Raw genomic sequence first — 13,675 nt, 5'->3', positions numbered from 1 at the left:
CGTCTGACATCCGGATGTTGCGACATACTTCACACGTTTACGATCATCTCGAAGCCGCCGAAGATCATCCGTTGACCATCGAAAGGCATTGAGTTGTCCAGTGATTGAAGCCTGGGGTCGTCCATGAACTTCTTCATACCGGTGTCGCGCGTCTGACGGTCCGGCCAGATGATCCACGAGAACACCACGGTCTCGTCTTCCTTGAGTTTCACCGCCATCGGGAACGAGGTCAGTTTGCCTTGAGGCACATCGTCGCCCCAGCATTCGGTCACGCTCAGTGCACCGTTTTCCTTGAAAATACCGGCCATGAACTCGGCGTGCTGCTTGAATTTATCGCGGTTGGCGGTGGGTACGGCGGCAACAAAGCCATCGACATAGGACATGATCACTCTCCTCTTTGAAATGCGTCATCGATTTACCGGTTAGTCGATCTGCAAGCGTGCAAATCGACCGGCCTGTCAGGCGAACCGACCAACGGACATTTCCGCGCTGGCTAGAGCAGGAGTTGCTTCTGACGCTCTGCCAGGTCCACGGCGAAATGGCAGCCGTGGGGTTCGCGGGTGGTGAGTTCCACTTGCCAGTTCTGGTTGGTACAGATCCGCTGAACCAGCGACAGCCCCAATCCCAGCCCTTCGCCCCGGTGTTCGTCGCCCCTGACAAAGGGCTGGAACATAGCATGGCGTTTTTCCTCCGGAATGCCGATACCGCTGTCTTCCACGCTGAAGCCATGATCTCGCAGGGTCAGGCGAATGAAGCCATGATCAGTATAGTGCCAGGCGTTGCGCAGCAGGTTGCCCATCACCGATTGCAGGAACGTCAGGTTGCAGTAGGTGTTTGAGGTCTGCTCGTCGAGGTAGATGAACTCCAGGCCTTTTTCCCGGATCAGCCGGCCCCAGATCTCCGCCAGCGCATCGGCAACCTCTTTCAAGGAGGCGTTGCCACCGTTAGCGGAGTCGTTGTCCCGGTCACGCGCGAGCATCAGGAACGTGTCAACCAGCTGGCGCATTTCATCGCTGGCCCTGGCAATACGGCTGACCTGGGCCATCGAACGCTGATCCAGAGCACGATTGCTCAACAACAACTCACATGAACTGGCGAGCACCATCAACGGCGTTCGCAATTCGTGGCTGACATCGCTGGTGAAGAGTTTTTCCCGGCCCAGCGCCTCGCGCAGTCGGCCCAGGGTTTGATCAAAGGACATCGCCAGCTCGCCGACCTCGTCGACGGCATACTCCGGCGCCAGCGGTGGCGCGAGTTCCAGTAGCTGATCACGGTGACGCACCTGACGCGCCAAACGGACCACCGGGGCCATGACGCGTCGCGCCAGCAGCCAGCCCAACAGAATCGCCAGCAGAATGCTCAACGCGAACCCGACAATCACCACCGCGTACAGCACGCGTTCGCGTTGTTCATGGCTTCGCTGATCTTTCAGCAGGACGTATTGGCGACCTTCAACCACCTTCACCATGGCGTAGTAGTCCTCACCGCCAAAGACGATTTCCTGAAACCCCGGCTGCAGCGCCTTGAGCTGCTCGTCCGGGGTCATTTCACCCAGTCCGCCCTCAAAGAAAAACAGCTCGTCTTTTTCCGGTCGATGGGTCCAGTCATCAGTGTTGTCCATCAGCAGCAAGCGTTGCAGCCCGCCGCTCAGGCTGGTGGTGGTGAGTTTTCTTTCAACGATATGCACGGTCGCGACAATGCCAACCGCAAAGACCCCTGCGACAAACGCAGTCATCAGTGCGAAAACAATCACAATCCTCTTGGTCAGGCTTTGTTTGGAATCCATGTCTTTCCAGTGTTTGAATGCCGACGTCACACCTTGATGTCCTGCGCGACGAGTTTTTGGCTGCGCCGCCGACGCTCAAACCAAAGGTAGACGACCGGGGTGGTGTACAACGTCAGGATCTGCGAGACCGCCAGGCCGCCGACAATAGCAATGCCCAATGGCTGGCGAAGCTCCGAGCCGGCACCGTGGCCGAACGCCAATGGCACCGCGCCGAGCAGTGCCGCAAGCGAGGTCATCAGGATCGGCCGCAAGCGCAACAGGCACCCTTCGCGCACGGCGTCTCTGGCAGACAAGCCACGCTGCTGGGCCGACAGCGTGAAGTCAACGATCATGATCGCGTTCTTCTTGACGATGCCGATCAGCAAAATAATGCCGATCATCCCAAGGACCGACAGGTCCTGTCCACAGAGTATCAGTGCCAGCAGTGCACCGAACCCGGCGGACGGCAGAGTCGAGATGATCGTCAACGGGTGAATCGCGTTCTCGTAGAGCACGCCCAGCACGATGTAGACGGTCAGAATCGCCGCCAGAATCAGCCAGGGTTGTGATTTCAACGAGTCCTGGAACGCCTGGGCGGTGCCCTGAAAACTGCCGACCACAGAGTCGGGCATCGCCACCGCCAACGACGCCTGATTGATCGCGCTGACCGCATCGCTCAGGGCTTGGCCGGGCGCCAGGTCAAACGACAGGGTGATGGCCGGAAATACCCCTTGGTGGTTGATGATGATCGGCACCTGCTCGGTCTTGATACTCGCCAACAGATTCAATGGCACCAGGGTTCCGGAGCTGGCGCGTACGTATAAGTGTTCCAGCGTGGTCGTGGACGTCTGCCAGTGCGGGTCCAGTTCGAGAACCACATGGTTCTGGTCGAGTTGGGTGAACATCGTCGCGACCTGACGCTGGCCGAAGGCGTCGTACAGCACATCGTCGATGGCCTGCACCGTCACGCCCAGACGGGCGGCCGTGGCACGGTCGATCACCAGGGTTGCCTGAGCAATGGCCTGTTGTTGGTCAGAGGTCACATGTTGCAGTTGCGGCAAGCGCTTGAGTTTTTCCAGCAGCACCCCGCTCCAGTGATCCAGCTCTGCGCTGTCCGGGTCCTGAAGGGTGTACTGATACTGGGTTTTACTGGCGCGGCCACCGATCTGGATGTCCTGGTTAGCCTGCAAGTAGACCTTGACCCCGGATAGCTGATCGAGCGCTGGTTGCAAACGACTGATCACCTTTTGGGCACTGTCGGTGCGCTCGCCGAACGGCTTGAGGTTGATCATCACCTTGCCCTGGCTGACCGTCGGGTTCGGGCCGATCCAGAAATACACCTTGGCCACCGCTGGGTCATGACCAACGACTTCAGCGACACGGTTGACCTGTTCACGCATGGCCATCGGCGAAATATCGGCAGCGGCTTCGGCAACGCCCTGGATCAGGCCGTTGTCCTGCTGCGGGAAGAAGCCCTTGGGAATGCTCACGTACAACACTGCGGTCGCCAATAGCGTGGCCAATGCCACGCCGAGGGTCAGACGTTGATGGTCGAGCACCCAGTCGAGGCTGCGGCGATAGCCATTGTGCAGGCCGGTGAACGCCCGCTCGCAAGCCTGGGCGAAACGCCCCTCCTCGCTCTCGGCATGCGGTTTGAGCAGCCAGGCGCAAAGCATCGGCGTGATCGTCAGCGATACAATGCAAGACATGATGATCGCCACGCTGACCGTGACCGCGAACTCGCGCATCAAGCGCCCGACGATCCCCGACATCAACAGGATCGGCAAGAACACCGCGATCAACGACACCGTCATCGAGACAATGGTGAACGCCACTTCGCGCAAACCATCGACCGCCGATTGCAGGCGCGACTTGCCCATCTCCAGATGGCGCACGATGTTTTCCATCACCACGATAGCGTCGTCCACCACGAAGCCGACCGCAATGGCCAGGCCCATGATCGACAGGTTATCGAGGCTGTAGCCGAGCAAATACATCACGCCGAAGGTCGACACCAGCGACAGCGGAATGGTCAGGCTGGGGATCAGCGTGGCGGTGGCCTTGCGCAGGAACACGAAGATCACCACGACCACCAGGGCAATCGACAACAGCAAGGTGAATTGCATGTCGTTGACCGAGGCTTCAATGGTCTGGGTACGGTCGCCGACCACCTGAACCTGCACGTCGCGAGGCAACGACGCGGTCAGTTCGGGCAACTTCGCCTTGATCGTGGCGATGGTCGACAGCAGGTTGAAACCCGGTTGTTTGTGAATGTCGACGATCACTGTCGGCTCGCCGCCCAACTGCGCGGCTTGCTGGGTATCTTCGGCACCGGCGATTACCCGACCAAGGTCACCGAGCTTGATCGGCATGCCGTTTTTATAGGCAATCACCTGATCCCGATAATGCTGTGGGTCGAGCATCTGGTCGGTCGCGCCGAGCGTGACGGAACGGGTCTGCCCGTCAAGGGTGCCCTTGGGCTGATCGACGGTACTGACGCCGATCACGCTGCGCACGTCTTCCAGGCTCAGGCCGCGTGCGGCCAGCGCATCCGGATCGATCTGAATCCGCACCGCCGGTTTTTGCTCACCGTGGAAATCCACCAGGCCGACGCCGGGCATCTGCGACAAACGCTGGGCAATGTAGTTGTCCGCGTAACGGTCGAGTTCGGGCAGCGTGCGCGTCGGTGAGGTCACCGCCAGTGACAACACCGTCCCTTCCGCCGGGTTGACCTTGTTGAAGGTCGGCGTACTGGTCATGGTCTTCGGCAGGTTCGGGGTCGCGGTGTTGATCGCGGTCTGCACATCCTGCGCCGCGCCGTCGATGTTCCGTGACAGGTCGAACTGCAACACCACCTGGGTCTTGCCGGCCGCGCTCGAGGAGGTCATCGAGGTGACTTGCGGAACGGCGGCAAAGGCTCTTTCCAGAGGCGTCGCGACCGACGAAGCCATGGTCTCGGCGCTGGCCCCGGAGAGTTTGGCGGTGACCTGAATGGTCGGGAAATCCACCGTAGGCAGTGGTGCCACCGGCAACTGGAAGTACGCGAAAGCGCCCAGCAACATCACCCCAAGCGCCAACAGGCTCAGGCCCACGCGTCGTTGAATCAGTCCGGCGAGCCCTTTCATCGTGCGCTCTCCACTGGCGTGGCAGCCGCCAGTGCAGCGGCTTCGTCAGCCTTGATCGGTGCGACTTTGACGCCTGGCGCAATGCGTGACTGGCCTTGCACGACAACCGTTTCTCCGGCGGCCAATCCCTGACGAATCCACTGCTTGCCATCGACCACTGCGGCCGCATCGACCTGACGTGGTTGCACCCGTTGATCGGCGCCGACTACATAGACGAAGTTGCCCTGACGACCGAACTGCACGGCATTGGCCGGCACCACCGTGATGTCCTGGTAGGTGCTGACCAGCAAGCGTGCGCTGACCAATTCGCCAGGCCACAACTGGTTGCCACTGTTGTCGAACTCGGCCTTCAACTGGATCTGACCACTCGCGGCAGCGACCTGGCTGTCAATGAAGCTCAGACGGCCGCGAGCGATTTCCTGATGACCGTCGCGGGTCATGGCGACCACTTGCAAGGCGCCCTTGGCGTTTTCTGCAAGGATCTGCGGGAGTTCGTCCTGGGAGACGGCGAAAGCCACCGAAATCGGGTTCATCTGGGTAATCGTCACCAAGCCCGTGGCTTCCGCACCGTGGGCGATAGCGCCGACGTCCAGCAAGCGCTGGCCGGTACGCCCGGTCAGCGGCGCCTTGACCTGCGTGAATTCCAGTTGCAGGCGCGCGTTATCCAATGCTGCCTGATCAGCCTGCACCGTGGCCTGTTGCGCGGCCAGTTCGGCGCGATAGGTGTCGACGTCCTGAGTCGGCCCGGCCTTGGCGGCCGCCAGTTTGCTGGCCCGGTCCAGGCTCACCCGCAGGTTGGCCAGTTGCGCCTGATCCTTGGCCACCAGCGCTTGCGCCTGAGCCACCTGAGCCTGGTAAACCCGTGGATCGATCACCGCCAGCAGACTGCCGGCGTTCACGGTCTGGCCTTCCTTGAACAAGACTTTCTGCAACTCGCCATCCACCCGGACGCGCACATTGACGCTGTTGAGCGGCTGGACATTGCCAATCGCACTGAGCCAGATCGGCAGGTCCTGTTGGCTGACTTGCGTCAGTTGCACCGGCACGGCGGCTGCCTCGGTTTTGGCCGGTGCCGCGTGAGCCCGCTTGACCCACTGAAATCCACCTGCACCTGCGCCCAACAGGAGAATCAGTAGCGCCCAGGAGAGTGCTCGATGGCGAGGGTTCGCAACGCGTTGCTTTGCATTCATGGGTGTGACGCCTGAGAAGGAGAAAGGGAAGCGATGGCGTCGGGCGTGAAATCGCCGCCCAGCGCCCGGAACAAACCGACGGCGGCCTGCAGGTGTTGCAGGCGCACCTGCAGCAGCGTGTCTTCGGCCTGATACTGGGTGCGCTCGACGATCAACAAAGTCTGGAAGTCGGTGGAGCCCAGCCGATATCGAACCTGCGCCAACCTGGCGGCCTCGCGGGCGGAATCCACTGCGGCCTGATTCAAGGCAAAGCTTTTATCCAGTTCGCGGGTAGCGCTCAGTTGGGTTTCGACGTCTTGCAGCGCTTCGATCACCGATTCACGGTAACTGGCGGTGAGTTCCTGCACGTGGGCCTGATCAACGTGCAATTGCCCGCTGAGCTGGCCGCCGCTGAACACCGGTTGGGCCAATGTGCCGACGACGCTCCAGATGTTGCCGCCGGCAATGGTGTCGATACCGCCAATCAGGTCCAGCGACAGATTTGGCAAGAACGCCGCACGGGCGACCCCGACATCGAAGTTGGCCGAAACCAGTCGCGCTTCGGCTGCTTGCACATCGGGCCGTTGGCGCAGCAGGCCGATCGGCAATCCAGCGGACGGACGCGGCATCTGCAAACCCTCAAGACCAGAGTTTTTCAGCTGAAAACCTTGCGGCGTCTCGCCCACCAGTACCGCCAATTGGTAGAGCGCCAGATCGCGTTGCTGACGCAAAGGTGGCATCGCCGCCTGAAAGGTTTGCAGGGCGTTGCGTTGCTGCGCCACTTCAAGATTGGACACGGCGCCCTGGCTGGCCTGGACTTCGACCAGATCGAGTACCTGCTTGGCGTCATCGGCAATCGACTGGGCCAGGCGCAGCCGTTCTTCCAGCGACAAGACCTGGAAGTAGCTGTCGGCGATGCTCGCCCCCAGACTCATGCGCAGGGTTTGCGCGTCGAACACACTGGCATTGGCCAGCGCGTCGGCTGAGTCGGCGGCAGCCCGCTGTTTGCCCCAGAAGTCCAGCTCGTAGGTCGCTTGGGCGAACACGCTGCTTTTCTTGGTGGTGCCGTAATTATTCTGACGCTGGACATTGCCGCCCAGCGTCAGCGTCGGATATTGCCCGGCGCCGACCACCTGAGCCGAAGCGCGTGCCTCTTCAATGCGGCCGGCCGCGGCTTTAAGGGTGTAATTGGCCGAGAGGCCGCGGGTGATCAGGTCATTTAGTTCAGCGCTGTGGAATTCGCTCCACCACTGCCCTCCCCGTGCGGCGGATGTTTGCCCGGTACCCTTCCAGTTTGCCGCCAGCGGCAACTCCGGTTGATGGTAGGCGGGCACCATCGAGCAGCCACCGAGCATCAATACGCCCAGCAGCACCGATATTGATAAAAAGTTACGCCTCGGTGAGGTTGCAACTGACATTGGTATGCGATCTCCGGCTGAAACGTTTGTGGAGCCTGTCCACGAATCAGCCGAAGATAGCCAACAGCGCCTTGCAGAGCGTTCGCCTGCAGGTAAACTTTTATTTAATCGGGCTCGCGACTGCCCTGAAAACTGTAACCCGCGCCCGGAATGGTCTTGATCAGCGAGTACTCGAAACCTTCATCGAGTTTGCGCCGCAGGCGATGGATATGTTTGTCGATGACATTGTCGTTGGGATCGAAGGTGTAATCCCAGGCGCTGTCGAGCAGCATGTCGCGGGTGACCACCTGACCGCTGTGGCGCATGAGTTTTTCCAGCAGCAACGCCTCACGCTGTTGCAAGACAATGCTACGGCCTTGACGCACCGCCGTACGCGTCGCGCAGTCGAGTTCGAGTTCGCCGACCTGCAGCTTGCGCCCTGCCGCACTTGGTTGATCGGCGCCGCGAAGCAAGGCATCGAGGCGCGCGAGGACCTCGGCGAATGCGTAGGGTTTTGCCAGGTAATCGTCGCAACCGGCTTGCAGGCCTTCGACCTTTTGCGCGGTGGTCGACTGAGCACTGAGCATCAACACCGGGATACGCAGGCCGCGACTGCGTATCGCCCGCACCAGGGCGATACCGTCGAGCCCCGGCAGGCGCCGGTCGACAATCAACGCGTCATGAATCCCTTCCAGGGCCATGGCCAGTCCATCGTTGCCGTCTTCGGCGACATCCACTACATGCCCGCTTTCCGTCAGCCCACGCAGCAGGTAGGTAGCGGTCTGGGCATCGTCTTCAACGACTAGAATGCGCAAGGAGCTTTCTCTCTTAACAGGAACCTAAACTTTTATTTATCCGGCGGCGACGTTGGCGTCTTCCTGGGTTTGACACACTATGCCATCTCTCCACTCGTTCAAGTGACCGGTTCAACTCCCATGACCCATGTTCTGGTCGTCGAAGACGACAGCTCCACCGCCCGCGAAATTGAAGCAGCCCTGCAGGACCACGGGTTTACCGTCACGTGCGTGAACAATGGCCGCGACGGTTTGCTCAAAGCCCTCAGCGAGCCCTTTGATCTGATCGTGCTCGACCGGATGTTGCCGGGCGGCATCGATGGGCTGGGCGTATTGACCGCCTTGCGAGCGGCGAGCGTGAGCACGCCGGTGTTGATCCTCAGTGCCCTGAGCGCGCTGGATGAGCGTGTTCGAGGTTTGCGCGCCGGTGGCGATGACTACCTGACCAAGCCTTTCGAATTCATCGAGCTGACCGCACGGCTGGACGCCTTGAGCCGTCGCCGTGCCGAACCCGCCACCCGCGAGCCGGACAATCAGCTGCGCGTCGGCAACCTGCACGTCGACCTGTTACGCCGCAGTGTGCGCCGTGGCGATCGAACCATCGACCTGGTTCCGCGTGAATACGCGTTGCTGGAACACCTGATGCGCAACGCCGAACAAGTGGTCACGCGCACCATGTTGTTTGAAGCCGTGTGGAATTACAGCTACGACGAGCGCACCAATGTCATCGAGGTGCATATCGGCCGCCTGCGTCGCAAGATCGACGCCGAAGGTGAACCCCAGATGATCCACACCATTCGGGGGGCCGGCTATGTTCTCCGTTCACCTGAGTGAGATTCCGCGCACCATCAGTTTTCGCACAGGCCTGATGTTCCTCGGGCTGTTCGGCTGCTCGTTTCTGGCGCTATTTGGCTACATTTACTGGCAGACCGCGTTTTACCTGAAGACCGAGGCCGACACTGCGCTCTATCGTCAGGTAGAGAATCGCAGTCAGCAAACCCCGCAACTGCGGGAAGAGGAAATCCGCAAACACGCCATTTCGGACACGGAAGGCCGCCTGCCCCACAGTTTGTTCGATGAAAACGGCCAGTACATGGTCGGCGCCATTCATCAACTGCCGGCGTTCAAGAAATATGATCGCCCCGCAGAGTTCGACTGGCAAAAAACCAATGATCGCTCCCGTCCGGTGCGGTTTATCGTTCATAAACTGGAAGACGGCAAAACCTTGCTGGTCGCCCAGGACATGCATGATATCGGCGAGTTCGACGAACTTTTGGTTCATGCGCTGGTTTCCGGTGGGGTCCTGCTGCTGGTGGTCGGCCTGTTAGGGGCGATCGGCCTCGGCTACTCGGCACGGCGCCGTCTCGACAAGTTGAGCGACTCGATCAAAGGCATCATCGAGGGCGACTTGAGCAGCCGCTTGCCCACCCTGGGCAACAACGATGATATCGACCGCCTCGCCAACGTCGTCAACGGCATGCTCGATGAACTGGAACGCTTGATGAGCGAGGTCAAGGGCGTCTGTGACGACATCGCCCACGACCTGCGCACGCCCCTGACCCGGCTGATTGCCGGCCTTGAGCGCGCGCAACGGCGGGGTCTGCGCGAGGACGAATACGCCGCCAGCATTGATTCGGCCCTGACCGAGGCCAAGGGCCTGCTGCTGACGTTCCGTGCCTTGCTGCGCATTTCCGAAATTGAGGACAGCGCACGACGCAGCCACTTTGCGCCGGTCGATCTGAACCTGATTGGCGCCGATGCCACCGAACTCTACGAACCGCTGGCCGAGGAGCGCGGCATCAGCCTGGCGTTCCATGCCGGCGCGCAGCCAACGCTGATCGCTGGCGATGCGCAACTGCTGTTCGATGCCTGCTGCAACCTGCTGGATAACGCGATCAAGTTCTCACCCGACCATAGCAGCGTCAGTCTCAGCGTCATCAGCGACGCAACGGGCGTCGGTATTCGGGTAGTCGATAACGGTCCGGGAATTGCGGAAGACGAGCGCGAGGCGGTATTTCGCCGGCTCTACCGTTCAGAACTGAGCCGTCACACACCCGGCAACGGGTTGGGCTTGAGCATGGTGTCGGCCGTGGCGCGGTTGCACGACATGAAGCTTGCGGTCTACGACGCGGCCCCGGGTTGCCGAATCGATCTGCTGGGAAAACAGACTCACGAAACAGCTTGAAACAATCGGTCTCGGGCGGCTCTTGCCGCCTTCCCGACGACCTCGCGCGAGGTCTTGGCGCAGGCCTCTCTGGTCGATGGCAATGCAATTAAAATCAAACAATTAGCTGTCGTTAAGGGTGGGTTAAGCGTTCCAGCGAAATTTTCACATTCGTTTCACTTATCCCCCACTTGCCCGCCTCTACATTGATCATCACAAATCGACCTTCAATGCTCGCGTTTTCCGTGAACTGTCTATCCTGACTGCTTGAACGGAATCGACATTCTTCGTCCCAATACGACTTACAGGTGAAAGGCGTGGTTAATACTGTATTACCCAAGGACTCGCCTAAACGAGCGGTCAAAAAACGGTTTCTGAAGGTCACGCTAGCGGCGTCGGCAGTGATAGTGGCCGCTCTGGTCACGGGGTTCACCTTGTGGCCCCGGTCTCCAGCGATGCTGGCGGAAAGTGATCACATGGCAACGGCTGGCGTATTCCAACACTGGCAGGCAGGCGATGTGGTGGTGCTGGTTCGACATGCCGAACGCTGCGATCAGTCGAAAAACCCGTGCCTGGGCCCGGCCGATGGCATTACCCAGGTAGGCAGCGCGGCATCGACGGACGTCGGCAAGGGGTTCAACGCCCTGGGCATGGACCATGCGGATGTGTTCAGCAGCCCGGCGACCCGCACGATGCAAACCGCGCAGTACATGTTTGGCAAAGAGGCGTCGAATCAGGAATGGCTGGCCCAATGTGGCAAGACCATGCGTGACGATGTGGTCGCACACAAAACGGCACATCGCAACCTGGTCCTGGTCACGCACAGCGGCTGTATCAGCGACTTCGAGAAACAAACCGGCTTCAAGCATGCTCCCACCAGTCAGTACACCAGTTCCCTGTTCGTTTCGGTGACGGCTGACGGGCAGCTGAAAGTGCTCGGCATTGTGAATTCCGGGGACTGGCCAGCCGTGCTTGATAAGCGATTCGCCAGCAAATAATACGGTTTGCCAGGACACGCCAGCGCTGTTAACGAACTCAAAAAATAAAGCCATTACGGCAGTTCGCCAGCGCTCGCGTACATTCGAAACAAATTGAATAACTTTATTTTTTTCAGCGAGTTACTGAAAATCCGGGGATTTCACGCTTGAATGCCTGTTTGGGGGAAATCCTCAATGGAAGACTCGACGCTCCACTTGTAGCATGCGGTGCCGCTCACAGCGGCTTACCCACCTACCCCCGTCCAGTCCGCTGCCAGGAGGCCCAGGAATGTCATGCGTCGACTTTATCCTTTTGCCGAGTAATGCGACCGGCTCGCCACAGCGATGCCTGCGCCCCTGCACGCGTCTTTGTTGAAGAAGAGCGGGCAGCATCGAACGTCGTAACCAAAACACCCAAAACCGAGCAACGTCTTCCGGTATCAAGGCCGTCCCATGAAGCGAAAAACAATACTCGTCACGCATCACTTTACTGATTGCTCACGCAGCAACCCGAACTGTCGAATGAAGTCGCAGGGAGCACGAGTCAAATGATCAAGCGCTGGGCTCTACCCTGCCTGTTGTTGGCCTTCGGCCTGTTCTACCTGTTGCCGATGGTTGGCCACGGGTTATGGATTCCTGACGAGCCTCGCTACGCGCAGATCAGCCAGGAGATGTTGCTGAGCGGTGACTGGGTGTCTCCGCATTTCATGGGCTTTCGCTACTTCGAGAAGCCCATTGCCGGTTACTGGATGATCGCCATCGGTCAGGCGATCTTCGGCGAGAACCTGTTTGGCGTGCGTATTGCCTCGGCAGTCGCCACCGGCCTGAGCGTGTGGTTGGCGTATCTGATCGCCCGTCGCCTGTGGAATGATCCGCGCAAGAGTTTCGCTGCCGCCCTGCTTTATATGAGCTTCGGCCTGATCGCCGGCCAGGCTGGCTACTCCAACCTCGATCCGCAGTTCACCTTCTGGGTCAACCTGAGCCTGGTTGCCCTGTGGTTTGCCCTGGATAACAAAACCCCACGCAGTAAACTCGGGGCCTGGGCGCTGCTCGGCTTCGCCTGCGGCATGGGTTTCCTGACCAAGGGCTTCCTTGCCTGGCTGTTGCCGGTGTTGATCGCACTGCCTTACATGATCTGGCAGAAGCGCTTTGGCGAACTGCTGCGCTATGGCCTCGTTGCGATGGTCGTCGCCATCATCGTCAGCCTGCCATGGGTACTGGCGATCAATAGTCACGAACCGGATTTCTGGCGGTTCTTCTTCTGGCACGAACACATTCGCCGGTTCGCCGCCGAAGATGCCCAGCACACCCGGCCGTGGTGGTTCTTCCTGCCAATCATGGTGGTTTCGAGCCTTCCGTGGGCAGCCCTGTTGCCCTCGACACTGGTTCAGGCCTGGAAAAACAAGACTCAGAACACCACCGGCTTCCTGTTGCTGTGGATGCTCCTGCCGCTGGTATTTTTCAGCCTGAGCAAAGGCAAGCTGCCGACCTACATTATGCCGTGCCTGCTGCCGCTGGCCTTGCTGATGGCCAGCACCCTGATCGATCTGGTGAGCGAGGCCCGTGGCCGGGCGATTCGTATCAACGGCCTGATCAACGTAACAGTCGCGACGATTGCCCTGATTGTCCTGATCTATCTGCAGATCACCCGGCCGATCTTCGAAAACACCGAAATGTTCGCTATGTCGCTAGGCTTCATCGTGTTGGCCGGCTGGATCATCGCCAACGCCTTGCAAGCACTCCGGCCGCTGGTCTATTGGGCCGCTCCGGCGCTGGGTATCTGGCTACTGATCGCCTTGCTGCCAGCAGCCATGCCCGGCGTCATCGTCAACAGCAAAATGCCTGACCAGTTCATCGCCGAACATGTTCAGGAATTGAGCGAAACCACTTCGCTGCTGAGTAACGATCTGGGCGCGGCCTCGGCATTGTCCTGGCGCCTGAAACGCCCGCAAGTTGACCTGTACAACACTGTGGGTGAGTTGAAGTACGGTACCGATTTCCCTGAGGCAGCACACCGCAAAGTCGACATGGACAGTGTCCAGCAGTGGATGACCGAAGCCCGTAAAAAGGGTTCGGTGGGTGTGGTCATGCGGGTGAAAAATGCCCTGGAAGAGCAGGAAGTCTTGCTGCTGCCAATCGACGGCAAGCACTACAAACGGGGCGAACTGGAGATCCTGATTTTCCCGAAACTGCCCTGACGATTCCTGATGCGCCGGTTTACCGGGTGACGATCTACAGATCGTCACCCGGCAAGTAGATGATCTGCATTTTCTGACCCCGGCGC

General features: G+C 59.8%; 10 protein-coding genes. 4 read left to right on the top strand and 6 right to left on the bottom strand.

The features are described from left to right. Positions 1 to 29: 29 nt before the first annotated feature. The 6 genes from AC1RJ3_RS15415 to AC1RJ3_RS15390 form a co-directional block, all read right to left on the bottom strand. The gene (locus AC1RJ3_RS15415; protein WP_054597451.1) at positions 30 to 383 is read right to left on the bottom strand and encodes a DUF1428 domain-containing protein; all 354 of its coding nucleotides are present in this window, start codon (positions 381 to 383) and stop codon (positions 30 to 32) included. A gap of 110 nt (positions 384 to 493) precedes the next feature. After that, positions 494 to 1,786, bottom strand: coding sequence for a sensor histidine kinase (locus AC1RJ3_RS15410; RefSeq protein ID WP_493079426.1), 1,293 nt, complete (start codon positions 1,784 to 1,786; stop codon positions 494 to 496). A gap of 26 nt (positions 1,787 to 1,812) precedes the next feature. Continuing rightward, entirely contained in the window at positions 1,813 to 4,890 is a 3,078-nt protein-coding gene (locus AC1RJ3_RS15405; RefSeq protein WP_493079425.1) for an efflux RND transporter permease subunit, read from the bottom strand. Further along, positions 4,887 to 6,080 carry an efflux RND transporter periplasmic adaptor subunit gene (locus AC1RJ3_RS15400; protein ID WP_493079424.1) on the bottom strand — a complete coding sequence of 398 codons (1,194 nt, stop codon included), beginning with the start codon at positions 6,078 to 6,080 and terminating at the stop codon, positions 4,887 to 4,889. Before AC1RJ3_RS15400 ends, AC1RJ3_RS15405 begins: the two co-directional genes overlap by 4 nt. Continuing rightward, a complete protein-coding gene (locus tag AC1RJ3_RS15395; protein WP_493079423.1) occupies positions 6,077 to 7,477 on the bottom strand; it encodes an efflux transporter outer membrane subunit in 1,401 nt (466 codons plus the stop codon). The genes AC1RJ3_RS15400 and AC1RJ3_RS15395 overlap by 4 nt, the downstream gene beginning before the upstream one ends. 104 nt (positions 7,478 to 7,581) lie before the next feature. Beyond that, on the bottom strand, positions 7,582 to 8,271 hold the full coding sequence (locus AC1RJ3_RS15390; protein ID WP_493079422.1) for a response regulator transcription factor: 690 nt from the start codon (positions 8,269 to 8,271) through the stop codon (positions 7,582 to 7,584). Positions 8,272 to 8,391: 120 nt separating this feature from the next. Here AC1RJ3_RS15390 and AC1RJ3_RS15385 point away from each other — a divergent pair, with 120 nt between their 5' ends. From AC1RJ3_RS15385 to arnT, 4 genes are all read left to right on the top strand, one after another. Further along, complete coding sequence (locus AC1RJ3_RS15385) at positions 8,392 to 9,084, top strand: response regulator transcription factor (protein ID WP_054597456.1); 693 nt, start codon at positions 8,392 to 8,394, stop codon at positions 9,082 to 9,084. Further along, positions 9,062 to 10,435 carry a sensor histidine kinase gene (locus AC1RJ3_RS15380; protein WP_347926823.1) on the top strand — a complete coding sequence of 458 codons (1,374 nt, stop codon included), beginning with the start codon at positions 9,062 to 9,064 and terminating at the stop codon, positions 10,433 to 10,435. The genes AC1RJ3_RS15385 and AC1RJ3_RS15380 overlap by 23 nt, the downstream gene beginning before the upstream one ends. Before the next feature lie 380 nt (positions 10,436 to 10,815). Beyond that, entirely contained in the window at positions 10,816 to 11,412 is a 597-nt protein-coding gene (gene pmrG, locus AC1RJ3_RS15375; protein WP_493079503.1) for a lipopolysaccharide core heptose(II)-phosphate phosphatase PmrG, read from the top strand. A gap of 527 nt (positions 11,413 to 11,939) precedes the next feature. Beyond that, positions 11,940 to 13,589 (top strand): lipid IV(A) 4-amino-4-deoxy-L-arabinosyltransferase, encoded by a 1,650-nt coding sequence (gene arnT / locus AC1RJ3_RS15370; RefSeq protein ID WP_493079421.1) that lies wholly within the window; start codon positions 11,940 to 11,942, stop codon positions 13,587 to 13,589. Positions 13,590 to 13,675 lie beyond the last annotated feature (86 nt).

Source organism: Pseudomonas sp. GW822-FHT04C11, from assembly GCF_058800905.1.
The sequence above is the reverse complement of the archived record's forward strand: the minus strand, read 5'-3'. Positions and strand labels throughout refer to the sequence as shown.

Bases quoted from the DNA above. Each gene is read 5' to 3' on its own strand.
- AC1RJ3_RS15385 (WP_054597456.1), top strand. From the start codon at position 8,392: ATGACCCATGTTCTGGTCGTCGAAGACGACAGCTCCACCGCCCGCGAA.
- AC1RJ3_RS15400 (WP_493079424.1), bottom strand. From the start codon at position 6,080: ATGAATGCAAAGCAACGCGTTGCGAACCCTCGCCATCGAGCACTCTCC.
- AC1RJ3_RS15415 (WP_054597451.1), bottom strand. From the start codon at position 383: ATGTCCTATGTCGATGGCTTTGTTGCCGCCGTACCCACCGCCAACCGC.
- AC1RJ3_RS15395 (WP_493079423.1), bottom strand. From the start codon at position 7,477: ATGTCAGTTGCAACCTCACCGAGGCGTAACTTTTTATCAATATCGGTG.
- AC1RJ3_RS15405 (WP_493079425.1), bottom strand. From the start codon at position 4,890: ATGAAAGGGCTCGCCGGACTGATTCAACGACGCGTGGGCCTGAGCCTG.
- AC1RJ3_RS15410 (WP_493079426.1), bottom strand. From the start codon at position 1,786: ATGGATTCCAAACAAAGCCTGACCAAGAGGATTGTGATTGTTTTCGCA.
- arnT (WP_493079421.1), top strand. From the start codon at position 11,940: ATGATCAAGCGCTGGGCTCTACCCTGCCTGTTGTTGGCCTTCGGCCTG.
- AC1RJ3_RS15380 (WP_347926823.1), top strand. From the start codon at position 9,062: ATGTTCTCCGTTCACCTGAGTGAGATTCCGCGCACCATCAGTTTTCGC.